We start from the raw sequence: 23,906 nt of genomic DNA, 5'->3' as shown, positions 1-23,906 counted from the left end.
AAATGACTAAATACGAACAACAACCTTTGCAAATGAGCCGCCGTCGCTTCTTATTGGGCACCAGTGCGCTGGCCGCATTGCCTCTGATAGGTGGCCTGTGGCCAAAATCAGCGTTAGCGCAAGCTATCAGCCAGGCATTACCGCAGTTTCTGGCACTGCGTCAGGCACAGAAAGGTATTCTGACCGGCGCGCATTGGGGAGCCTTTGAGGCTATCGTCGAAAATGGACGTATGGTCGGCGTGCAGCCGGTCAAAGATGATCCGTGGCCAAATGACCTGATCACTATGGCTCCTTATCAAGTGCATGCTGAGAACCGTATCAAATATCCGATGGTGCGCAAAAGTTGGTTGGAAGGTGGCCCCGGCAGCCATACCGAACTACGTGGCCGCGATGAATGGGTGCGCGTCAGTTGGGACAAAGCCACAGAACTGGTGTGTAACGAAATAGTACGGGTACAGAAAGACCACGGCCCACAAGCGCTGTATGCCGGTTCTTATGGCTGGAAAAGTGTCGGTATGCTGCACAACAGCCGCACTTTGCTGCAACGCTTAATGAACCTGAGTGGTGGGTTCCTCGGTTATGCCGGTGACTATTCAACCGGTGCAGCACAGGTGATCATGACTCATGTCATGGGGTCAATGGAGGTTTACGAACAACAAACTGCCTGGCCTAACGTAGTAGATAATAGCGAGCTGGTGATCCTATGGGGGTGTAACCCAATGATCACGCTGAAAAACAGTTGGAACGTTCCGGATCACGTTGGCCAAACGGGCTTTGAAGCGCTGAAGAAGAAAGGCACCAAAGTCATTAGCATTGACCCGGTTCATAATGACAGCGCCAAATTCACTAATGCCCAATGGATTGCCCCGCGCCCTTATACCGACAGCGCGATGCTCATTGGGATTGCCCATACCTTGCTGACGGAAAAGCTGCACAATCCGGACTTTATCAAAACCTATACCATTGGCTTCGATAAATTCCAGGCCTATCTGCTCGGGGAAACCGACGGCCAGCCGAAGAGTGCAGAATGGGCGGCAGATATCAGTGGTGTTGATGCTGACGTGATACGCCAATTGGCACGCGATATGGCGAAGCAGCGCACCATGATCATGGGCGGTTGGGGGATTCAGCGCCAACACCACGGTGAGCAACAACACTGGCTGCTGGTGACGGTTGCCTCGATGCTTGGCCAAATTGGTTTGCCGGGTGGCGGCTTTGGTTTCAGCTACCACTACTCTTCCGGTGGTAGCCCAACGGCGAAAGGCGGTATTTTACCGGGGATTTCTGCCGGGAATGCGCCGAAGAACTCGCCATCACCGATTCCGGTGGCGCGCATTGCCGAGTGTCTGGCAAATCCGGGCAAAACCATTGATTTTAATGGCACCAAAGTGACCTATCCCGATGTCAAAATGGTCTATGTGGCTGGCGGAAATACCTTCCATCAGCATCAGGATACCAATAATTTGGTGAAAGCCTGGCAACACCCTGAAACCATCGTGGTTAACGAACCCTACTGGACTGCCACCGCTAAACATGCCGATATCGTGTTACCGGCCACCACCAGTTATGAACGCAACGATTTGGAAATGGGCGGCGACTATTCACAGCTTTATGTTTTCCCGATGCATCAGTGCGTCCCGCCACAACATGAAGCCCGCAGTGATTTTGATATTTTCGCTGCTATGGCCACTCGGCTAGGGGTCATTGATGCCTTTACCGAGGGTAAAGATGAAACTCAGTGGCTGAAATCAATGTATGACGATATGAAGTCACAAGCCCGTACAGCACGTGTCGCCCTACCGCCTTTCGATATGTTCTGGGAGTCAAATAACTATATTCGCTTCCCCATTCCTGAGGCCAACAAGCAATGGGTGCGTTTTGCCGATTATCGTGAGAATCCATTACTCAACCCACTTGGTACACCATCGGGTAAAATTGAAATCTATTCCGATACCATCGCCAAAATGGAGTATGCCGATTGTCAGGGGATCCCAACCTGGATGCCACCGCATGAATGGTATCGCGGAGCCGAAGCGAAAAAATATCCGCTGTCGCTGAACACTGCGCACCCAATCAACCGCCTGCATTCGCAATTGGATAACACACCACTGCGCGAAAAGTACGCGGTAGCGGATCGCGAAGCCATTCTGATCAGCCCACAAGATGCCAGCGCACGTCAGATTGTGAACGGCGATTTAGTGCGAGCATTTAATGATCGCGGGCAGATTTTGGTCGGTGCCGTGGTAACGGAAGATGTGCGGCCAGGCGTGGTACGGATAAGCGAAGGGGCATGGTTTGATCCCGCCGAGCCGTCTGTTCCGGGTTCAATTTGTAAGAACGGTAATATTAATTGCCTGACTTTCGATATCGGCTCGTCCAGTTTGGCGCAAGGTAACTGTGGCCAGATGGCACAGCTTGAAATTGAAAAATACACCGGGCCAGTGCTGAAAAATACCGCTCACGCAGTTCCGGCTGGGGCTTAGTCTTCAGGTTGAATAACTGAGGGCAATATTATTATCGCCCTCATATTGCTGACAAATTAAACCAAGGGGAATCGTGCCGTTGGGGTCGTAACGGCGTAAGCCGTCGGAGCGCCCCTAGGTGCGGTAAACCCTTGGCTCACCGTGCTTTCTCGCCGAGCCAGTCATCGATTAAGGCGCAGTATCCGCTTCCAGTTTAATCAAATACACCAGCGCCTTTTCGCGCGTATCAAAACACATTTCCGGCAATGCTTGCAGGCTGGCACATACTGCCGGGCGAGATGGCAAATGGAAAATACCGCAGCGCATATTGTCATCCAAATGCAGGCAACGGGTATTGGCGGGCTTGCCGAATGGCATACCGGGGATCGGGCTGGAAATTGAAGGAGCAATACAGCAGGCACCGCAATCTGAGCGACAGTCCATCAGCAGGCTCCTGTAGGCTGGTGGAATAACAGCGGACAATAGCAACCCCCCTCGTTAACTACCAGCACTATCCTTGCTCAACGACTCAATAGCCGATCCAGCACACAGCTTCACCACCTAACTCGATTATTCCCAGTTTACTTTTTAACCTAAAAAATGCTTATTCAGGCGATATTCAATTACAACACAACACCGAACCAAGACTAACCACTGACCAAACTATCCACATAAGCATATTCATCTGTTTACAGCTTCGCTGCCACAATGTACCATTGAGCTAGTACGAAAGAACAATTACCATATTATATATTCTCAAAGTAATTGGTGTTGCAGGTAGGCAGCCAGTGAACTCATCCCGATGAGCTTACAAAAGTAAGTGATTCGGGTGAGTGAGTACAGCGAACACCCCTGCAACTTCAAGTACGAAGAGAATTTGGAGTGAAATTAAATGTCGATGGAAGTATCCCAACCACTATCACGCCCCTCCGTCCTCGGCGGCGCAATGATAGTCGCCGGTACCGCTGTGGGGGCGGGGATGTTCTCAATACCCATCGTAACTGCGGGAGTATGGTTCAGCGGCTCAGTTATGCTGCTGATTTATACGTGGGCCTGCATGCTGATTTCCGGTTTGATGATTCTGGAAGCCAATCTGAACTATCCGAGCGGAGCCAGTTTCCACACCATGGTGCAAGACCTGCTGGGTAAGGTGTGGAGCTCCATTAATGGTGTATCTATCACTTTTGTTCTTTATATTCTGACCTACGCCTATATTTCAGCCGGCGGCTCAATTATTACCCATACGCTGGAAAACACCGTGGGCATTGGTCAAACCGGAGCAGGCTTTATCTTTGCCGTTTTGGTGGCATTTATTGTCTGGTTATCCACCCGCGCCGTTGATCGCTTAAGCACCATATTGATCGGCGGAATGGTCATTACATTCGTCATGTCTGTCGGTGATATGTTTAGCCATGTGGAAAGCGCGGTTTTGTTCAATCAGACTGATAGCAATGCCAGTTATTTACCCTATGCATTAGCCGCACTACCCTACTTACTGACCTCCTTTGGCTACCACGGTAATGTGCCGGGGTTGGTGAAGTACTACCATAAAGATGGTAAAGCGGTGGTGCGCAGCTTGCTATACGGCACGTTGATAGCGTTGGTCATTTATATCCTGTGGCAGTATGCCATTCAGGGCAATATAGCCCGGGATGCATTCAAACAAGTTATTGCTGATGGCGGTAACATTGGTAGCCTGCTGAAACAGATGGATACCGTCTCTGCCAGTCAAACCACCAGCCAACTGCTAAATGCCTTCTCTTATATGGCATTAGCCAGCTCATTCCTTGGGGTATCCCTTGGTTTGTTCGACTTTATTGCTGATTTCTTTAAATTCACCGATGACCGCGGCGGGCGTACCAAATCAGCACTCATCACTTTTGTTCCACCTACTGTCGGGGCGCTGCTGTTCCCGAATGGTTTTATTTACGCCATTGGTTTTGCTGGTTTAGCCGCCACCATTTGGGCGGTTATTGTCCCGGCATTGATGGCGCGCGCTAGTCGTAAACGCTTCCCACAAGCAAGTTATCGCGCACCGGGTGGGCGCTTTATGATTGGCTTTATTATCCTGTTTGGCCTGATCAATGCTGTGGCTCATATTGCAGCATTAATGGGTCTGTTGCCGGTGTATGCATAAGGCCGATTCTGTCACGAAAATCTTACTCTTTTTTGCGCTATCTCCTTGCCTGAATCACGCGGCACGAGTAACTTGTCGCAACTTATCTTCAATCCTGATTGGCGGTTAATAAATGGCAAGAGCTAACGAAATAAAACGCGGTATGGCGGTCAACCTCAACGGCAAATTACTGCTGGTGAAAGATATCGACGTGCAAAGCCCAAGTGCCCGTGGTGCGAGCACTTTGTATAAAATGCGTTTTTCTGATGTGCGTACCGGTTTAAAAGTTGAAGAGCGTTTTAAAGGAGATGAAATCCTCGACACCATCACTTTGACGCGCCGCAGTGTGAATTTCTCTTATATCGATGGCGACGAATACGTCTTTATGGATGACGAAGATTTCACTCCATACAACTTCAAAAAAGAGCAGATTGAAGAAGAACTGTTGTTTATTCCTGAAGGTGGGATGCCAGGGATGCAAGTTCTGACAATGGATGGTCAATTGCTGGCGTTAGAATTGCCACAGACTGTTGATATGGAAATTGTTGAAACCGCGCCGAGCATTAAAGGTGCATCAGCCAGTGCCCGTAACAAACCGGCAGTAATGAGTACCGGTTTATCTATTCAGGTACCAGAATATATCAGCCCTGGCGAGAAAATCCGTATTCATATTGCAGAGCGCCGCTATATGGGCCGTGCAGACTAATACCCTTCATCTTTCAAATTATTAAGGGCCGGAATACCGGCCCTTAACTATTTTATACCCAAACTATGCCCTATAGATTTCAAGATGCAGGAAGGCGGCAAGCGAGATAATCCCGATGAGCTTACATAAGTAAGTGATTCGGGTTATTGAGAGCAGCCAACACACCTGCAGTTTGAAAGATGAAGGGCTATTTAAGCTCAGGGAAGAATGCGCGCTTAAGCGCCAACTCAACTCCGCGAACTTCTGCCAACCCTTTCAGCCGACCAATTGCGGAATAGCCCGGATTGGTTTTCTTATGTAAATCATCCAGCATTTGGTGGCCGTGGTCTGGTCGCATCGGAATTGGACGCCTATCTCCCGCGGCCTGGCGACGTTGCTCTTCAGTTAAAATGGCTTTAACCACTGAGTACATATCAACATCACCTTGCAGGTGACCGCCTTCATGGAAGGTTTTTGGGTTCCCTTCGCGGCAAGTCGAACGCAAATGAGTGAAGTGAATACGATCGCCAAAAGTCTCGATCATCTTCACCAAGTCATTATCTGCACGGACACCATAAGAGCCGGTACACATAGTGAAACCATTATGGATGCTGTCAACGGTCTCTTTCAGCCACTGCATATCTTCAATGGTGGAAACAATACGCGGCAGGCCAAGAATTGGGCGCGGTGGATCATCCGGGTGAACCGCCATACGCAGACCGACCTGTTCAGCGACCGGTATAATCGCACGCAGGAAATATGCCATGTTTTCACGTAGTTGTGCTTTATCGATGCCATCATACTCGGCTAAGCGCGCACGGAATTGATCCAGCGTATAACCCTCTTCAGCGCCGGGTAGACCCGCAATGATATTGCCTGTCAACTTAGCAATATCAGCCTCGGTCATCGCGTCAAAGTAAGCTTTCGCCTGTGCTTGCTCTTCAGCGGTGTAATCCTTCTCCGCGCCGGGGCGTTTCAGGATATGCAGCTCGAAAGCAGCAAAGGCTATCTGGTCAAAGCGCAGTGCCTTGGAACCATCCGGCAATTGATATTCCAGATCGGTACGTGTCCAGTCCAATATCGGCATGAAGTTATAGCACACGATATCAATGCCGCATTCGGCAAGGTTACGCAGAGTTTGTTGATAGTTTTCAATATGTTGATCGTAATTACCGCTATGAGTTTTTATTTCCTCATGAATCGGTACACTTTCCACCACCGACCATACCAACCCTTTAGCCGCAATTTCAGCCTGACGCTGTTTGATTTCACTCACCGGCCAGACTTGACCATTCGGGATATGGTGTAATGCAGTCACTACTCCGGTCGCACCAGCCTGACGGACATCATCTAACGACACCGGATCATTTGGGCCATACCAACGCCATGTTTGTTCCATTTATTTTTACCTTCTACGTAAACTGTTCAGGTGCATACAATTTTGTTATACCGACTAATGCGGTTATCCCACGAATGCTTTTATATCGACAATGTTGTTATACCGATTTCCAAGAGGTATCACTCAGCTTTATCCTTACTCTTTAAGCGCTGCGTGTCAAAAAGCAAAACCTCATTGGTTGATCCACTTCACGAATATAATCAATATTGGACTTACCAATTTTATTTTCTGTCATATGGCTTTACACTGCAAGCCGTTATTGTATGGCAACAAGCAAAAGAAAACGGTCAGTATGGTGTGGCTTTTTCCTATAGAAGCCAAACGAAACTGGTCTAACAACTTTTTATCTAACACCTTTTATCGCAATCCCCTTTGTTATATCCATGGGGTGAATGATTCTGGAGCCACGAATGAACACTATTGCCAACAGCCGCCTTCCCGACACCGTACAGCAGCCTGCTTATGATAGAACTGCACTGAAAAGCCGCATTGTTCACATCGGTTTTGGCGCATTTCACCGCGCTCATCAGGCGCTATTGACTGACAGGGTATTAAATAAACAAGGGGGAGACTGGGGAATCTGTGAAGTCAGCTTGTTTGGTGCTGATGTCTTGATTCAAAACTTGCGCCAACAAGATCACCTCTTCTCCGTATTGGAAAAAGGCGCGCAAAGCAATCAAGCCATTGTCGTTGGCTCGGTATGTGAATCGGTGCATGCCCGCTTAGACGGCGTTATGCAGGTGCTGGAAAAATTGGCCGAACCACAAGTGGCGATCGTGTCGCTGACCATTACGGAGAAAGGTTATTGCATTGAGCCGGGTACCGGCCAACTGGATCTGCAAAATGAATTTGTCCGCGCCGATCTCGCTATCCCTGATGCTCCCACTTCCGCCCCTGGTATTCTGGTTGAAGCGCTGCGATTACGGCGCTTGCGCGGACTGCCGCCGTTTACTGTGCTGTCATGCGATAACATTCCAGAAAATGGCCATGTGGTGAAAAACGCGGTACTGGGTCTGGCAACAGCCCGCGACCCAGAGTTGGCAAGCTGGATAGAGCATAATGTCACTTTCCCTAATACCATGGTCGATCGCATTGTTCCGGCTGCTACCCCAGAAACATTACAACAGATAGCCGATACGTTAGGTGTGGCCGATGCTTGCGGTATTGCCTGTGAACCGTTTATTCAATGGGTGGTTGAAGACAATTTTGTCGCGGGTCGCCCTGACTGGCAAGTCGCTGGGGTACAGTTAGTTGATGATGTCTTGCCATTTGAAGAAATGAAGTTGCGCATGTTGAACGGTAGCCATTCTTACCTCTCCTATTTGGGGTATCTGGCCGGTTATCAGCATATTAATGACTGCATGGCAGACGAAAATTATCGGCTGACCGCACGTCGTCTGATGATGGCAGAACAAGCTCCAACATTGCGCGTCACCGGTATTGATCTGAATGCTTATGCTGACCAGTTGATTGAGCGTTATAGCAATCCATCATTGAAACACCGCACCTGGCAAATCGCTATGGACGGTAGCCAGAAATTGCCACAACGGATGCTGGATTCAGTGCGTTGGCATTTACAAAATGGCGGCCCATATCGCTGCCTGGCACTGGGTATCGCGGGTTGGATGCGTTATGTGAGCGGTGTAGATGATAACGGGCAACCTATTGATATTCGTGACCCAATGGTGGATAGCTTTAAAGCCTCCGTTGAGAATAGCGAAGATGGGGTTGCCAGAGTACAGAGTTTATTGTCATTAAAATCACTGTTTGGTGAATCCTTGCCACAACAATCCGAATTTGTTCAAGCTGTAACAGAAGCTTATCTCAGCCTTCAGCAGTTTGGCGCGAAAGAAACGGTAAAACGTTTAGCTCAGCAGGATTAATTTAGTGAGCTAACAGGATGAGGCTCATTAAATCTAATCAGAACAGTGAGCACAGCCAACCCCCCTGTAGCTTCAAAGCCGCAGGGTTTACCCAAAGTCATTGAAGTTACAGGTAGGCGGCAAGCAAGCGAATCCCGATGAGCTTACACCAGTAAGTGATTCGGGTGAGTGATCGCAGCCAACACCCCTGTAGCTTCAAGGCCGCAGGGTAAATTACTCTTCGAGTTGATATGGCGCAGACTCAAACAAATAACCATCAAAATCGGGATGGTTAGCATCCGAGATTTCAAGCAATTTCAATTTTACATTTTCCAAATGCTGCCACATGGCTTGCTTGGCTGCTTTGCTATCTCGGCGTAGTACCGCTTGCAGGATTTTTTGGTGATCTTCCATCCATTGCCAACGGTAACTGAAATCAAGGGTATGACTGTGCGCCCCCTGCCACATGGCGCTGGTTTTTCTCGCCTGCCATGCCTCTGCAACCATATTTGCCAATACACTATTTTGCGTCGATTGGGCCAGCAAGCAGTGAAACAGCTCATCTGCACTTTCATCCACAGCACCAGCATCTAAAGCGTTTTTTTCCTGCTCAATGGCCTGACGCATTTTGATGATGTCTGCTTTAGTCGCTTGCATAGCAGCAAAAGCAGCGACTTCACTTTCCAGTAATTGGCGAGCCTGCAATAGCTCAAATGGGCCATAGCCACTGTCGGCAGACACGACAGACTCCCCATTTACGAGCCTATCGGGAACATTCACCACATAGACGCCAGAGCCCTTGCGCACTTCCACTAATTTTTCCAGCTCCAGCATAATCAATGCTTCACGTACCACACTGCGGCTGACGCTGAAGTTTTCGGCAATATCACGCTCAGGTGGTAAACGATCACCTAAATTGTATTGCCCACTGATAATTGCTTCTCGCAGCTGACTGCCGACTTCCTGATATAACCGCATAACCTTATTTCCTGCATCAGGTATTAGCATTAAAAACGCTAAATTGGCCTGACCAAAGGGTGTCTGAATAACGATCAGTATATCATGTGGTCAAACTATTTCATTGCGGTCAAACAATTTCAATGAAGAAGAAAACATCCGAAAAACTAACACGGCTTATCAGTGTAATAAGCCGTGTTTATAGGATGATTAATTGAGTTTGTAGCATTAGAGGTAAGTAACGGTCAAAATTCCCAAACTACGTTGCGGATTCAACCATTCCAGATTTGAAGACGCCAACTGATTGGGTAACCGAGAAGTTAGAGACATATTACGCGAGAGTGTTTGTCGTTGAGTCAGTGTTTCACCATTGCGATAACAGCGGGTTGTTATCGTTTGATCAGAAAATGAGGTATCACATGGGCTTTCTACAATAGCTCCGGAAAATGTAATTGTTCCACTCACCGACAAGGTAGACTGTGCGCTACTTGCGGCAAAAGATATTGTCCATGAAAACAATATTGCTAATATAATCTGCATCCGATATTTGCTCATAACTACCTCGACTCTCATAACTGTCATTTTAAAGATAGAGGATTCCAGGCTGAGCAATGGAAATGATAGAGCATTTTTTATAGCGCTACTCTTTCAATAACTCACTAAAATCCCTCGATGAGACAAATTATATTTCCTATCTTGATATAACCATTAGGCGCCGTTCCTAAGTCCCCTAGGAAATACGCTGTGTTTTGGCTTTTTTCGTTTCAAAATAAGCCGACTCAGTGTTATATCCTCTGCATATAACTACGGCACCAATGGCCTTAAACTTAATAGGGCATTAAAAAAAATTAATATCGGAGACTTCTGATGACAAAAACAAACTTGATTACCGGCTTTTTGGGATGTGGCAAAACCACCACCATTCGCCATTTATTGTCGCAAAAACCGGAACATGAAAAATGGGCGGTTCTGGTCAATGAATTCGGCGAGATCGGTATTGATGGAGCGCTATTGGCTGATAGTGGTGCGGTATTAAAAGAAATACCCGGTGGCTGCATGTGTTGTGTCAATGGATTACCCATGCAAGTCGGCTTGAATATGTTGTTACAACAAGCAAAACCAGATCGGTTACTGATTGAACCTACGGGGTTGGGACATCCAAAACAGATTCTGTCTTTATTAACCTCGGATATTTATCAACCGTGGATCTCGCTGCATGCCACTCTAGCACTGTTGGATGCACGCCAGTTAAGTGAGCCTCGCTATACCGAGAATGAAAATTTTCGAGACCAATTGGCCGCAGCCGATGTTCTCGTGGCAAATAAACAAGATGCCTATAGCGAGATGGATTATGCGGTATTAAAGCAATGGCATGAAGAACAGCCAGTATCACGCCCACTCTATTATGCTGAACAAGGGAAGATTGATATTGCTTTGCTGGATATACCGCACAGTAATAATGATGAATTACCCGACGGCGCACATCATCACAGCTCAACACGACAAAAAGGGTTAGCTGCATTAAGCTTGAAAGGTAACGAACCTTGGCGTCGCGCCCTTAATCAAGGTCAAGGTTATCTGAGTTGTGGTTGGGTATTTAATGCCGATACCGTATTTGACACAGTACCATTATTGGAGTGGGTACGATTAAATCCAGTAGAACGTATAAAAGGCGTGATGCGCATTCCTGAGGGCACTCTGGTGGTTAACCGCCAAGGGCATGACTTGAAAATTGAAACTCGCCAGGTTCCCCCACTTGATAGCCGGATTGAACTCATTAGCACAACTGACCCTGACTGGAATTCATTACAGCATGAATTACTCGGGACTCGACTACGCAAAGGAGTATAATGCGCCCAAATTTATTTACTGCACCGTTGTTACACTGACAATTTATAGATTAAAGGCCATCGCATGACCCGTCGTAATTTGCCGACAATACTACTGCTCAATTTACTTGGAATAGCCCTGTTTTTCTCTTGGTATATTCCAGCAAACCACGGTTTTTGGTTTAAAATAGATTCAGCAGTATTCTTCTATTTTAACCAACATTTGCTGTCCAGCCCCCCATTTCTGCATTTGGTAGCGATCACCAACAATCGGGCCTTTGATGTTATTTCCCTGATTTGCATGGGGCTGCTTTATTTGTACTTCTATATGAAAGAGACCACCGCAGGTCGACGTCGGTTGATCGTCGCGGGATTTGTTATGCTGCTAACAGCAGTTATCCTCAACCAACTCGGTCACTTACTGCCCGTTTCACATCCCAGTCCAACTCTGACCTTTGAAAATATTAACCGCGTCAGTGAATTAACCGGCATTCCGACCAAAGATGCATCAAGCGATAGCTTCCCCGGCGACCACGGTATGATGCTGATGATTTTTGCCTGTTTTATGCTGCGCTATTTTTCCCGAGGTGCCTTTGCTATCGCCCTGCTAATCGTGGTTCTCTTTTCCATGCCACGAATAATGATTGGCGCACATTGGCTTACTGATATTGCCGTCGGCTCGCTCTCAATTGTTTTGGTGGGAATGAGTTGGGTATTAATGACACCGCTCAGTGACAAAATCATTGATGTCATTAACCGAAATCTGCCGGGCTCAAAAAGTCGGTAACCCGCATTCTGCTTTATGATAGAGCAAAAAAGCCTATTTTTTGCTCTATCTATAATTAACGCGTTCACTCATTTATCATCACCAAACGGCTACAAATTCAGCTATCCGCTTTTAATATATAATATTACATTATGTAACATTAACATTTTGTAAAATTATGGGTATAAAAGCTCTCGCCTTTTATTAATCATTACGGTAATCTCAAAAACGTTTGTGCTCGGATACCGGCATTTCACCCTTATCCTGATTTATATTGTGCGTTCCTGCACATTTATTTGGTTAAGTGATTGTCTCATCTGACCACAATCAATAATCTCGATTCGTTTGGCATTTTGGTAGCGACATCCGTCGTAAGGACAGCAAGGGAAAACAACAACAATGGTCAAGTCTCAACCTATTATGAGATATATTCTGCGGGTCATTCCTGCAGTTGCAGCAGCGGTAATGTTATCCGCGTGTAGTTCACCACAGACTTCGAACTTACATAATACGCAAACTGAGATGCGTGCAGTTAATGACAAAGATGGGCTTTTACTGCAAGCCTCTCAGGATGAATTCGAAGCAATGGTGCGCAACGTTGACGTCAAGTCGAAGATTTTAGAACAGTATGCAGGGTGGAAAGGTGTTCGTTATCGTTTAGGCGGTAGCAGCAAACGTGGTATTGATTGTTCTGCGTTTGTACAAACGACTTTCCGTGAACAATTTGGTATGGATTTGCCACGCTCAACATCTGAGCAGCAGGATCTTGGCAAAAAAATCCAACGTACTAAGTTGCGCCCCGGTGATTTGGTACTGTTCCGAGCAGGATCGACAGGCCGCCACGTTGGTATCTATTTAGGTAACGATAAGTTTGTACATGCATCGACCAGCGTCGGTGTGACAATATCGAGCCTAAATGAAGATTATTGGAATAAGCGTTATCGTGATGGGCGACGAGTGCTAAGTAGCGGTTCGCGCAGCTAACTGATTTTTATTCCTGTTGTCCGAGATACCAAACGAAACGATGAAACGCTGCCTCGGCAGCGTTTTTTATTGCCGAAATCATTTTATTGCCAAAATATAGTTTTTGTAGTCCCTCTACCCACTCCTTGTAGGAAACGTCCTTTTTTTGATCAAGACACGTAATTCAAGAATTTTCTGTGTAAAATTCGCCCCGCTAAACCAAGAGTTTTCTGGCACTAAGACATATCAACCACCGATTATTCTTTCTAGAATAAAGTAGATTGCGTTACTAAGCTGAAAATTTGTTTTATGGATATGTATTTCTAAAATACGCCAATAGAAATTAAGTTCACTTACACCGCATATTTGATGCATTTACATGGCATCTTTGCTTTATATTGGATTGAATTTCAAATCGATAAGCTTATTAATGTCAATATTGCTCCCTAGCAAATCGGTAGCGCTGTGCTGCTAACTTACTTATACTCATAATACTTTATCGATCTTGCTGAGGAGCGGCGTAACATGGGTTCAAACAGTGCGTTCTCCCGCAATATTTTATCCAGACGTCATCTCGTTAAAAAAAGTGTCATCCTCGCGCTCTGTTTCTTTATTCTTTTTGCTGTTATTACGCTGTCATTACTTTATCGCAGTAGTGAGCGTAAATTAACATTGCAAAGTGACCATATTATCTCCTACTCGTCTCAGTTCCTGAGTGAACTCACAACGTCGATGTCTCAGCTTATCCCACTGAGTGCAAAAAATTGTGAACAGGCCAGTTCTGCGCTGCACTACCGCGCCGCATTTACGAATGGTGTTCGTGCTTTCTTATTGGTGCGGAATGATATCGCTTATTGTTCTTCGGCCACGGGCGAAATGAATGTACCTGTCAGCGCGCTATACCCTAAAATTAATGTCTCTCAGCCATTAGATTTTAAAATTCAGCAAGGTACACCGATGATGCCAGGCAAACCGGCAATAGGTGTATGGTTACGCGAAGCGGGCCGCGGAAATACCGGCGTATTGGCAACACTAGAACTGACTTTACATCCCTACCTATTGCTGAATTATTCGAATAACCAGGTCAACGGCTTAGCTATCATTATTGATGAACTGGCGGTTACCACCTTTGACGCTAAAGTCATTCCTATCAGCCAGCTACCAACTCGCGATGCACGTGAGATCCAGCTCCCCGGCTACCCAATTAAAATATTGATTTATCATACCAGCCTGACCGCAGATGATATCCGTATGACTTTGTTGGGCGGGTTGTTACTTGCAGGCTTAGTTGGCATTCTGGCTTATTATATTTTAATTGCCAGCCAAAGTGCAGAAGCTGAAATCTTACGTGGTATTCGGCGTGGCGAGTTCTTTGTTGAATACCAGCCCGCATTTCGGTCAGATGACCGTTCCATTTCTGGATTAGAAGCACTTATCCGTTGGCAGCATCCTATTGAAGGACGTATTTCCCCTGATCTTTTCATTCCCTATGCGGAAGCTCAACATCTGATTCAGCCTCTTACCCGGCATTTATTTGAATTAATCATAAAAGACAGCAAATTAATGGCAGCTCATGTTCCAGCTGGAGTTAAATTAGCCTTTAATATTTCACCTGTTCACCTTACTGATGATAACTTCCGCAAAGATGTCACTCAGATGTTACAACAATTAAATACCGATGTATTCTCACCAGTATTCGAGATTACCGAACGGGGCATGGTTGAAGAAGAATTGGCAATTGAGCAATTTGCCTGGTTGCGTTCTCAGGGGATACAAATCGCTGTTGATGATTTTGGTACCGGGCACAGTGCACTGATTTATTTAGAACGTTTTACATTAGACTTTATTAAAATCGATCGTGGTTTTGTCAGTACTATCGGTATTAATACTGTCGCTGCACCGGTATTAGATGCTGTATTAATGTTGGCGAACAAACTCAATATTGAAACCGTCGCAGAAGGTGTTGAAACCGAACAACAACTCCAGTATTTAGCGCAACATGGGGTCAACTACCTACAAGGATACCTACTCAGCAAGCCGCTATCTGTTGAGGATCTGGTCAAGTTTTGTCATAAAAAAACTTCGTAACAAAAACTCATTGGCTTAATGTTTGCTTTACCCTTGTAAACTGGTAATTTCATTTGAGATTATTACTACGCAAATAACAGCAGGAGATCACTACCAATATGTTGTTACGCCTATTTGCTGCCTTGGCGCTATCAGCCCTGAGTTTTGGTCTGCAAGCTGAAACTATTAAAGAAGGTAGCTCTTTTGCCATATTGGGCGAACCTAAGTACTCATCAGATTTTAGCCATTTTGATTATGTCAATCCAGCGGCCCCTAAAGGCGGAGATATCACGCTCTCTGCAATTGGCACCTTTGATAACTTCAACCGCTATGCACTGCGTGGCAACCCGGCTGTTCGCACTGAGCGTCTATATGATTCGCTGTTTAGTACCTCAGACGATGAAATTGGTAGCTATTACCCATTAATTGCCGAGTCAGCGCGTTTTGCTCCCGACTTTCACTGGATTGAAGTTGATATCAATCCTCGCGCCCGTTTTCATGATGGCAAGCCCATTACCGCCCAAGATGTGGCATTCACTTTCAATAAATTCATGACCGAAGGTGTGCCGCAATTTCGTATCGTTTATAAGGGCGTACAGGTAAAAGCCATTTCGCGCCTGACCGTGCGTTTTGAATTCCCGGAACCCAATAAAGATAAGATGCTGGGACTATTTGGTTTACCTGTAATGCCAGAGCATTTCTGGAAAGATCATAAACTCAGTGACCCACTGAGTCAGCCGCCGGTCAGCAGTGGCCCCTATCGTATTGGTAAATATAAGATGGGCCAATTTATTACCTATGAGCGAGTCAAAGACTACTGGGCAGCCAACTTGCCAGTCAATCGCGGGCAATATAATTTTGACACCATCCGTTATGATTATTATTTAGACGATAAAGTCGCATTGGAAGCTTTTAAAGCCGGTGCTTTTGATTTCCGTGAAGAAACTTCGCCCAAGAGTTGGGCTACCCAATATGTGGGCGGTAACTTTGCGAAAAACTATATAGTGAAACAAGATATCCTTGATAATTCGGCTCAAAATACCCGCTGGCTGGCGTTTAATGTCCAGCGCCCTATTTTTAGCGACCGGCGAGTTCGTGAAGCACTGACATTGGCATTTGATTTTGACTGGATGAATAAAGCATTTTATTTCGACAGTTATCAACGCACTAATAGCTTCTTCCAGAACACGGAATATGCGGCTAAAGGTTATCCTGACAGCGCTGAATTAGCCTGGCTGGCACCGCTAAAAGGCAAAATTCCACCGGAAGTATTCACTCAAATTTACCAGCCGCCACACACTGACGGCAGCGGGAATGCACGCGATAATCTATTAAAAGCGCGGGAATTATTGAGTGAAGCGGGCTGGGAAATTAAAAATCAGCAATTAGTGAACAGCAAAACCGGTAAACCTTTTGTCTTTGAGTTGTTGTTGCTCAGCGGCAGTAACTTCCAATATGTTCAACCGTTTAAGCATAATTTGCAGCGTTTGGGCATAACGATGAATATCCGCGAAGTGGATAGTTCTCAGTTTGTTAACCGCCTGCGCAGCCGGGATTACGATATGATCCCCACGGTTTACACGGCTTTCCCTTACCCTAGCCCGAATCTGCAAATCTTCTGGAGTTCGGCTTATATTGATTCCAGTTATAACGCTTCGGGTATTAAAGATCCGGCGATCGACCAATTGATTGAACAGATTATTAAACATCAGGAACAGCCAGAGGCGCTGTTATCTCTGGGCCGCGCTCTGGATCGCGTATTGACCTGGAACTACTTGATGATCCCGATGTGGTATTCCAACCACGCTCGCTTTGCTTATTGGGATAAGTTCTCGATGCCCGCAGACAGACCCACTTATTCGCTCGGCTTTGATAGCTGGTGGTTTGATGTCAACAAGGCAGCTCGCCTGCCAACAGAACGTCATTAGGGGGCGATTGTGGGCGCATATCTGCTACGGCGACTATTGCTGGTTATCCCCACGCTGTGGGCGATTATTACTATTAACTTTTTTATTGTGCAAATAGCCCCCGGTGGCCCGGTTGATCAGGCGATTGCCAACATCGAACTGGGCCATTCCAGCGGATATAGTGCCGGCGTCGGCGATAGCGGGTTAGGTGGCGCTAAGGTTGGCCTGAATGCCGCACAAGTTGGTGATAGCAACTATCGTGGCTCACGCGGATTAGACCCGGAAGTTATTGCCGAGATCAAACAGCGCTTTGGCTTTGATAAACCACTGCATCAGCGCTATTTCGAGATGCTTTGGAGCTATGTACGTTTTGATTTTGGTGACAGCCTATTCCGTGGTGAATCTGTTATGTCATTGATTAAACATAGCCTGCCGGTATCTATCTCGCTGGGGTTATGGAGCACACTGATTATCTATCTGGTTTCAATTCCTTTGGGAATTAAAAAGGCGGTGCGTAGTGGTTCGGCTTTTGATACCTGGAGCAGTACCTTAATCATTATCGGCTATGCTATCCCTTCGTTTTTATTCGCCATTTTATTGATTGTGCTGTTTTCCGGCGGCAGTTATTTCGATCTGTTCCCGTTACGAGGGCTGGTGTCTAGCAACTGGGATACCCTACCGTGGTACGGCAAAATAACCGACTATTTGTGGCACATCACATTACCGGTTCTGGCCACCGTGATTGGCGGTTTTGCCACACTGACCATGCTGACCAAAAACTCGTTTTTGGACGAAATTCGTAAACAATATGTGGTTACTGCTCGCGCCAAAGGTTTATCCGAAGAAAAAATCCTTTATCGGCATGTGTTCCGCAATGCCATGCTGCTGGTGATTGCCGGCTTCCCTGCCACTTTTATTAGCATGTTTTTTACTGGGTCATTATTGATAGAAGTGATGTTTTCACTGAATGGCTTAGGGCTACTGGGCTATGAAGCCACTTTACAACGCGATTATCCGGTGATGTTTGGCACTCTTTATATTTTCACTCTGATTGGTTTATTGCTGAATATCCTCAGCGATATCACTTACACCCTGGTTGACCCACGGATTGATTTTGAGGGCCGCCAATGATCAAGCGACTAAGTGCAATTAATCAAGCCCGCTGGGCGCGGTTTCGCCAGAACCGCCGTGGCTATTGGTCACTGTGGATCTTTCTAACACTGTTTATTATTAGTTTGTTTGCCGAATTGATAGCCAACGACAAGCCGCTCTTGGTGAGCTATCAGGGTAAATTTTACATGCCCTTTATGGTCAACTACACCGAATCAACCTTTGGTGGCATTTTAACCACGGCAGCGGATTACCAAGATCCATATGTCATTGGCCGGATTAAAGATAATGGCTGGGCCATCTGGGCACCCATCCGCTTTAGCAACAACACCATTAATTTTGCGACAGACGTGCCTTTCCCCTCGCCACCGAGCCGCACTAATTTGCTCGGTACTGACAGCACTGGTGGCGATGTGTTGGCCAAGATCATTTACGGCTTTCGTATCTCACTGTTATTTGGCCTGACATTAACCCTGCTCTCCAGTGTGATTGGGATTTGTGCTGGGGCAGTTCAGGGCTATTACGGCGGAAAAATTGACTTGTTGGGGCAGCGATTTATTGAAGTCTGGTCTGGCATGCCAACCCTGTTTTTAATCATTTTACTGTCCAGTATTGTGCAGCCAAATTTCTGGTGGCTACTCGCCATTACCGTGATATTTGGCTGGATGGGGCTGGTTGGTGTGGTGCGAGCCGAGTTTCTGCGTACCCGAAATTATGACTATATACGTGCTGCAAGGGCGATGGGAGTGCGCGATCGCGTGATTATGTCGCGACATATGCTGCCCAATGCCATGGTTGCCACTCTGACCTTTCTGCCCTTTATTTTGTGCGGTTCGATAACTACCCTAACCTCACTGGATTTCCTTGGCTTTGGCTTGCCAATGGGCTCGCCTTCACTCGGCGGGCTGTTATTGGAAGGTAAAAATAACCTTCAGGCTCCGTGGCTAGGAATAACAGCATTTTTGGTATTGGCGGTGTTGTTATCTCTGTTGATCTTTATCGGCGAAGCGGTGCGTGACGCCTTTGACCCAAGCAAGGTGTACTGATATGGCGACCTCCCCACTTCTGGATATTCAAAATCTCAGTATTGCCTTTCGCCAGGCAGGTGTTGAACACCAGGTCGTCAGCGAGTTGTCATTGCAAATAAATGCCGGTGAAACACTGGCTTTGGTCGGGGAGTCTGGTTCGGGGAAAAGTGTCACTGCCCTGTCGATATTGCGCCTGCTACCCTCACCACCCGTGGTGTACCCCAGTGGCGATATTCTGTTTGCCGGTAAATCGCTATTACATGCCGATGAACCGACATTGCGCGGCATTCGTGGTGATCAGATTTCCATGATTTTCCAGGAACCGATGGTGTCATTAAACCCGCTACACACCATTGAGAAGCAGCTATCTGAAGTGCTATCACTGCACCGCGGCATGCGTCCGGAAGCCGCCCGTACTGAGATTATCCAGTGCCTTGACCGGGTCGGTATTCGCAACGCCAAAGGCCGACTGGCTGATTTCCCACATCAGCTTTCCGGGGGTGAGCGCCAGCGCGTCATGATTGCTATGGCAGTCCTGACTAAGCCCAAATTACTGATTGCCGATGAACCCACGACGGCACTGGATGTTTCGGTGCAAGCCCAGATTTTGAGTTTGCTGAAAGAGTTAAAGCAAGAGATGGGCATGAGTTTACTGTTTATCACCCATAACCTGAATATCGTGCGCCGGTTGGCTGATAATGTGGCCGTGATGCGTGAGGGGCGCGTGGTTGAGCGCAATACTCGCCAGGCGCTGTTTAACTCACCACAGCATGCTTATACTCGCCAGTTATTGGATGCCGAACCACAGGGCGAACCACTACCACTCCAAACCGGCCTGCAACCCTTACTTGAAGTCAAAGGGCTGCAAGTGGCTTTCCCGATTAAACGTGGCTTGTTGCGCCGAACTGTCTCGCATCATTATGCTTTGAAAGATCTCAGTTTTGCTTTAAGGCCCGGTGAAAGTTTAGGTTTGGTGGGGGAATCCGGTTCAGGGAAAAGCACCACCGGGCTGGCATTGCTGCGCTTATTGCCTTCCCAAGGTGAGATTTGGTTTGATGGTCAACCGTTGCATAATTTCTCGCCCAAACAGATGTTGCCTTATCGCAGCCGAATTCAGGTGGTGTTCCAGGACCCTTACTCGGCACTGAATCCACGCTTGAATATTCAGCAGATTATTGCTGAGGGGCTGGAAGTTCATCAGAAACTCAGTGCGGCGCATCGCGAGCTGCGTGTGATTAAGGCGATGGAAGAAGTTGGATTGGATCCGGTGAGCCGCTATCGCTACCCAACGGAGTTCTCTGGTGGACAGCGCCAGCGCATTGCTATTGCACGTGCATTAATCCTGCAACCTCAACTACTGATCCTCGACGAGCCTACCTCTTCTCTGGACAAATCGGTACAGGCACAAATACTGGCTTTGCTGAAATCCCTTCAGCAGCGCTACCAACTCAGTTACCTGTTTATCAGCCATGACTTACAAGTCGTACGGTCACTGTGTCATCAAGTGATTGTGTTAAAACAGGGAGAGGTGGTGGAACAAGGGGACTGTCAGGCCATATTTGCAGCGCCAAAACAGCAATATACCCAGCAATTATTGCAATTTGCTGACTAGTTTGGCGCACAGCAGGAATCAGGGCATACGAAAGCGCCAGCATAAATCACTGACGAAAGCTTAATCGCGAATCAGAAAGGATAAAGCGCAGTCATGGTCTCAGCAATAGCCACACCGACATCTTTCAGACGGCACATGGTCGCACTTTCATCCTGACGATGAACAAACAGGCAAGGCTCGCCTTCCCATTCCACAATGGCGGAGTCCACCTGTATCTCTTGTAGCGAAAGATGGAGCCGCTGCATGATAATTTGCGCATGTGTACCATCATGGCTCAGTAACTTCAGTCCCATGAGGTCATTGTTGCTATCGTCTATCGCGGCTAGTGGCATCGGTTCAACTTTGACGCCGATAAACCCAGATAACCAGCGGTAACTTTGCGGCAGACGATGTACTACCGAAAGTTGGATATTATTCACGTATTTTTCCTAGTCAAAAATAAAATTCAAAAATCACAAAAGCACCACAATGACTCACACTTACTAAAGTTATAGCCGCTAAGTTGTCATTGTGCTTGGTTCAAACCTCACCAAAACACACCTTTGATAACAATTTAGAAACTAAAAATCAACAATGCCATTTTTTGTGCTGTTTTTAACCTTTGGTCAGTCCCCCTTACCAAGCTTGAGACTGCCAGTTTGGGATTTAGATCCCATTTTTCGTTATATTTAACCCTTTATGGCGGCTATCTCAACCATTTTTCTTGCAAACCCATTACCTAATACCAGCCAATATTTTACATTTAACGAACAATTCATCGTCAAACAAACCTAATAAAGTAGATTTAATTAATTGATAAATATATAAATTCACTGATATCAACTTCTCTCTTACGAGCAAGAATAACAGGTAAAAATAACGTTATAACAATTTCATCTTTTTTGATACATCGCTCAAAAAGTTAACAATATGGTGCCAAGCACAACTATGCAATAAATAATGATATGCATGCTTATTATATTGATTGAGCGCAAGAGTTTTGCCTTTTTTAGAGGCAAATAGAGTGATATTTAATGATGTGAAAGGTAAAGCAAGGAGGAGGAACAAATAAGACTGAAATTGACAAATTGGTTACAAATAACAAACGTGAAGGGAGCCCCAAAGGCATTTACCCTTCACATTCTATTCAATCAGGCTATTTTACCGCACTTTTATTCTGCGGACGGCTGGCATACAGATACAACAGCATGGCGACAATAATACAAAATGCCATTGAACTGACCATCGGCCAGGCACTGCGGGAGGGGGCCATCGATAACAGCGTTCCCACTACCGCGCCAATACCAAAGCGCAAAGTACCGGCCAAAGAAGACGCCGTCCCAGCCATATGCGGGAAATCATCCAAAATGACTGCCATCGCATTTGAGGTAATCATCGCGATGCACCCGACATAAGCCGCAACACCCAACACCAGCGCCCAGAATCCTAACCCGGTGGCACAGACCACCAATAGCCAGATCCCCATGACAAATTGAACTAACATACCAAAACGGAACATCTTCAGCGCGCCGAAGCGGCGAACATTACGGCTGTTGATCAATGTCATCAAGAATAAAAAGACAATATTCAGCGCGAAGTAATAGCCGAAGTTTTGCGGAGAAACTCCATTTAAATCAATATAAACAAACGGCCCAGCACTGAGGAATGAGAACATACCGGCAAAAGAGAAACCGCTGGCCAGCATGTAGCTCAGTACTCGTTTATGACGGAATAAAGCGCCAAAATTGCCAATAGTGGTGCGCAAATGAAACTTCTGCCGTTTCTCTTTCGGCAAGGTTTCTTTGATAAACAACGCGACCAATATCGCCCCCACCAACGCAGCACCCGCCATGCTCCAGAAGATGGCGTGCCAGCTAAACCACACTAACAAGGCACCCCCGATAATCGGTGCCAGCAATGGCGCGATAGTCATCACCAAGACCACAAAAGACATCATTCGTGAGAAATCATCTTTGGTGAACATATCTCGCATCAATGCATTAATCACCACACTGGCAGCAGCAGCTGACAAACCATGTAGGAAACGTAAATTAATCAGTTGCTCAACTGACTGCGCCATGGCACAAGCCATTCCCGCCAGAGCAAAGATAAGCGTGCCCCAGAAGATAACCGGCTTACGCCCGATGCTATCAGCCATTGGCCCATAGAACATTTGCCCGATGGCGAACCCCAGTACATAGGCACTTAGTGTCATCTGTACCGCACCACTTTCTACGCCAAACTCCTGCGCAATGATGGGCATACTGGGCAAATACATATCAATAGCCAGAGGCATCAGCATTGATAGCAAGCCCAAGATAAAGATCAAGCCAACGTGGGATGTCCGGTTCTTTGCTTCATTTGGATTACTGGCATGCACGTTCGACCACTCCTTCAATAACCTACCAACCTACCGCGGGTAATATCAACGGCAAAACAGTGTGGAAACAAAGGCTCCACACTGCAATAGAACATCAATTACAAGTGGGGAGCGCCAACACTGGCAATTTCTTCCGGTGTCAGTGGGCGATACTCACCAGGTGCCAAATCATCATCAAGTTTGATATCGCCAATGCGCTCACGGTGCAGTTCCAACACGCGATTACCCACGGCCGCAAACATACGTTTCACCTGATGGTAGCGCCCTTCACTGATGGTCAGCCGCACCAACTGTGGTTCGATTACCTCAAGTTGAGCGGGTTTAGTCAGAGACTTCTCATTATGCAACTGCACGCCGTCGGTAAACTGCTGCGCGGTATCATCAGCAATCGGCTGTTCCAGCGTTACCAAATAGGTCTTTTCACAATGATGGCGTGGAGAGGTAATGCGGTGTGACCATTGACCGTCATCGGTCATCAGTACCAATCCGGTGGTATCGATATCCAACCGCCCAGCGGCATGAAGTTTGTATGCTACTGGTTCATCAAGGAAATACAGCACGGTCGGATGATCCGGGTCTTCTGTTGAACACACATAACCCTGCGGTTTGTTCAGCATAAAGTAACGTGGGCCAACCGTTTGTTGTAATGGGTTGCCGTCAAATCTCACGTCTTGTTCCGGTGTCAGCTTGATAGCACCACTTTTGACCACTTCGCCATCTATAGTGACGCGTTTTGCCCGCAGCTCGCGCGCAACTAACGCCCGGCTAACCCCTAATTGCTGAG

General features: G+C 46.8%; 19 protein-coding genes. 12 read left to right on the top strand and 7 right to left on the bottom strand.

What is annotated here, in order from left to right; translation table 11 throughout:
- Nucleotides 1–2 precede the first annotated feature (2 nt).
- A complete protein-coding gene (torA, locus tag ACNSO8_RS19610; protein ID WP_019079943.1) occupies nucleotides 3–2,483 on the top strand; it encodes a trimethylamine-N-oxide reductase TorA in 2,481 nt (826 codons plus the stop codon).
- A 168-nt stretch (nucleotides 2,484–2,651) separates the two neighbouring features.
- On the opposite strand, the gene ACNSO8_RS19605 is transcribed toward torA, so the two are convergent.
- Entirely contained in the window at nucleotides 2,652–2,906 is a 255-nt protein-coding gene (locus ACNSO8_RS19605; RefSeq protein ID WP_005171402.1) for a YkgJ family cysteine cluster protein, read from the bottom strand.
- Nucleotides 2,907–3,354: 448 nt separating this feature from the next.
- On the opposite strand from ACNSO8_RS19605, the gene mtr reads away from it, so the two are divergent.
- The gene (gene mtr / locus ACNSO8_RS19600) at nucleotides 3,355–4,599 is read left to right on the top strand and encodes a tryptophan permease (RefSeq protein ID WP_050298346.1); all 1,245 of its coding nucleotides are present in this window, start codon (nucleotides 3,355–3,357) and stop codon (nucleotides 4,597–4,599) included.
- A 112-nt stretch (nucleotides 4,600–4,711) separates the two neighbouring features.
- Nucleotides 4,712–5,284 (top strand): elongation factor P-like protein YeiP, encoded by a 573-nt coding sequence (yeiP, locus tag ACNSO8_RS19595; protein ID WP_004389501.1) that lies wholly within the window; start codon nucleotides 4,712–4,714, stop codon nucleotides 5,282–5,284.
- Nucleotides 5,285–5,471: 187 nt separating this feature from the next.
- On the opposite strand, the gene uxuA is transcribed toward yeiP, so the two are convergent.
- The gene (uxuA, locus tag ACNSO8_RS19590; protein WP_019083491.1) at nucleotides 5,472–6,662 is read right to left on the bottom strand and encodes a mannonate dehydratase; all 1,191 of its coding nucleotides are present in this window, start codon (nucleotides 6,660–6,662) and stop codon (nucleotides 5,472–5,474) included.
- A 410-nt stretch (nucleotides 6,663–7,072) separates the two neighbouring features.
- Here uxuA and ACNSO8_RS19585 point away from each other — a divergent pair, with 410 nt between their 5' ends.
- Nucleotides 7,073–8,545, top strand: coding sequence for a mannitol dehydrogenase family protein (locus ACNSO8_RS19585; protein WP_050159672.1), 1,473 nt, complete (start codon nucleotides 7,073–7,075; stop codon nucleotides 8,543–8,545).
- Nucleotides 8,546–8,758: 213 nt separating this feature from the next.
- Here ACNSO8_RS19585 and ACNSO8_RS19580 read toward each other — a convergent pair whose 3' ends face one another.
- Both ACNSO8_RS19580 and ACNSO8_RS19575 read right to left on the bottom strand, forming a co-directional pair.
- Nucleotides 8,759–9,502 carry a GntR family transcriptional regulator gene (locus tag ACNSO8_RS19580; RefSeq protein WP_019079947.1) on the bottom strand — a complete coding sequence of 248 codons (744 nt, stop codon included), beginning with the start codon at nucleotides 9,500–9,502 and terminating at the stop codon, nucleotides 8,759–8,761.
- 207 nt (nucleotides 9,503–9,709) lie between these two features.
- Nucleotides 9,710–10,036 carry a hypothetical protein gene (locus ACNSO8_RS19575; RefSeq protein ID WP_005171415.1) on the bottom strand — a complete coding sequence of 109 codons (327 nt, stop codon included), beginning with the start codon at nucleotides 10,034–10,036 and terminating at the stop codon, nucleotides 9,710–9,712.
- Between the two features lie 312 nt (nucleotides 10,037–10,348).
- On the opposite strand from ACNSO8_RS19575, the gene ACNSO8_RS19570 reads away from it, so the two are divergent.
- The 8 genes from ACNSO8_RS19570 to yejF all read left to right on the top strand — a co-directional run bounded on the left by ACNSO8_RS19570 (nucleotide 10,349) and on the right by yejF (nucleotide 20,763).
- The gene (locus tag ACNSO8_RS19570) at nucleotides 10,349–11,332 is read left to right on the top strand and encodes a CobW family GTP-binding protein (protein ID WP_418395607.1); all 984 of its coding nucleotides are present in this window, start codon (nucleotides 10,349–10,351) and stop codon (nucleotides 11,330–11,332) included.
- Nucleotides 11,333–11,395: 63 nt separating this feature from the next.
- Entirely contained in the window at nucleotides 11,396–12,097 is a 702-nt protein-coding gene (locus ACNSO8_RS19565; protein ID WP_057630256.1) for a phosphatase PAP2 family protein, read from the top strand.
- A 378-nt stretch (nucleotides 12,098–12,475) separates the two neighbouring features.
- Nucleotides 12,476–13,060: a bifunctional murein DD-endopeptidase/murein LD-carboxypeptidase gene (gene mepS, locus ACNSO8_RS19560; RefSeq protein ID WP_005161836.1), complete on the top strand. Its 585-nt coding sequence runs from the start codon at nucleotides 12,476–12,478 to the stop codon at nucleotides 13,058–13,060.
- Between the two features lie 504 nt (nucleotides 13,061–13,564).
- Nucleotides 13,565–15,127, top strand: a complete 1,563-nt coding sequence (locus ACNSO8_RS19555) for a cyclic di-GMP phosphodiesterase (RefSeq protein ID WP_019083496.1) — start codon at nucleotides 13,565–13,567, stop codon at nucleotides 15,125–15,127.
- 98 nt (nucleotides 15,128–15,225) lie between these two features.
- On the top strand, nucleotides 15,226–17,034 hold the full coding sequence (locus ACNSO8_RS19550) for an extracellular solute-binding protein (protein ID WP_050159676.1): 1,809 nt from the start codon (nucleotides 15,226–15,228) through the stop codon (nucleotides 17,032–17,034).
- Between the two features lie 9 nt (nucleotides 17,035–17,043).
- Entirely contained in the window at nucleotides 17,044–18,144 is a 1,101-nt protein-coding gene (locus ACNSO8_RS19545; protein WP_050159677.1) for a microcin C ABC transporter permease YejB, read from the top strand.
- Nucleotides 18,141–19,169 carry an ABC transporter permease gene (locus ACNSO8_RS19540; protein WP_019079952.1) on the top strand — a complete coding sequence of 343 codons (1,029 nt, stop codon included), beginning with the start codon at nucleotides 18,141–18,143 and terminating at the stop codon, nucleotides 19,167–19,169. The genes ACNSO8_RS19545 and ACNSO8_RS19540 overlap by 4 nt, the downstream gene beginning before the upstream one ends.
- A 1-nt stretch (nucleotide 19,170) precedes the next feature.
- Entirely contained in the window at nucleotides 19,171–20,763 is a 1,593-nt protein-coding gene (gene yejF / locus ACNSO8_RS19535; protein ID WP_019083500.1) for a microcin C ABC transporter ATP-binding protein YejF, read from the top strand.
- 71 nt (nucleotides 20,764–20,834) lie between these two features.
- Here the strand turns inward: yejF and ACNSO8_RS19530 are convergent, their stop codons facing one another.
- The 3 genes from ACNSO8_RS19530 to rsuA form a co-directional block, all read right to left on the bottom strand.
- A complete protein-coding gene (locus ACNSO8_RS19530) occupies nucleotides 20,835–21,182 on the bottom strand; it encodes a YejG family protein (RefSeq protein WP_019079954.1) in 348 nt (115 codons plus the stop codon).
- A 716-nt stretch (nucleotides 21,183–21,898) separates the two neighbouring features.
- Complete coding sequence (locus ACNSO8_RS19525) at nucleotides 21,899–23,122, bottom strand: Bcr/CflA family multidrug efflux MFS transporter (protein WP_019079955.1); 1,224 nt, start codon at nucleotides 23,120–23,122, stop codon at nucleotides 21,899–21,901.
- Between the two features lie 98 nt (nucleotides 23,123–23,220).
- A partial coding sequence (gene rsuA / locus ACNSO8_RS19520; protein ID WP_418395606.1) for a 16S rRNA pseudouridine(516) synthase RsuA occupies nucleotides 23,221–23,906 on the bottom strand: 686 nt, incomplete at its 5' end.

It is taken from the genome of Yersinia sp. LJYL362 (genome assembly GCF_048323875.1).
The sequence above is the reverse complement of the archived record's forward strand: the minus strand, read 5'-3'. Positions and strand labels throughout refer to the sequence as shown.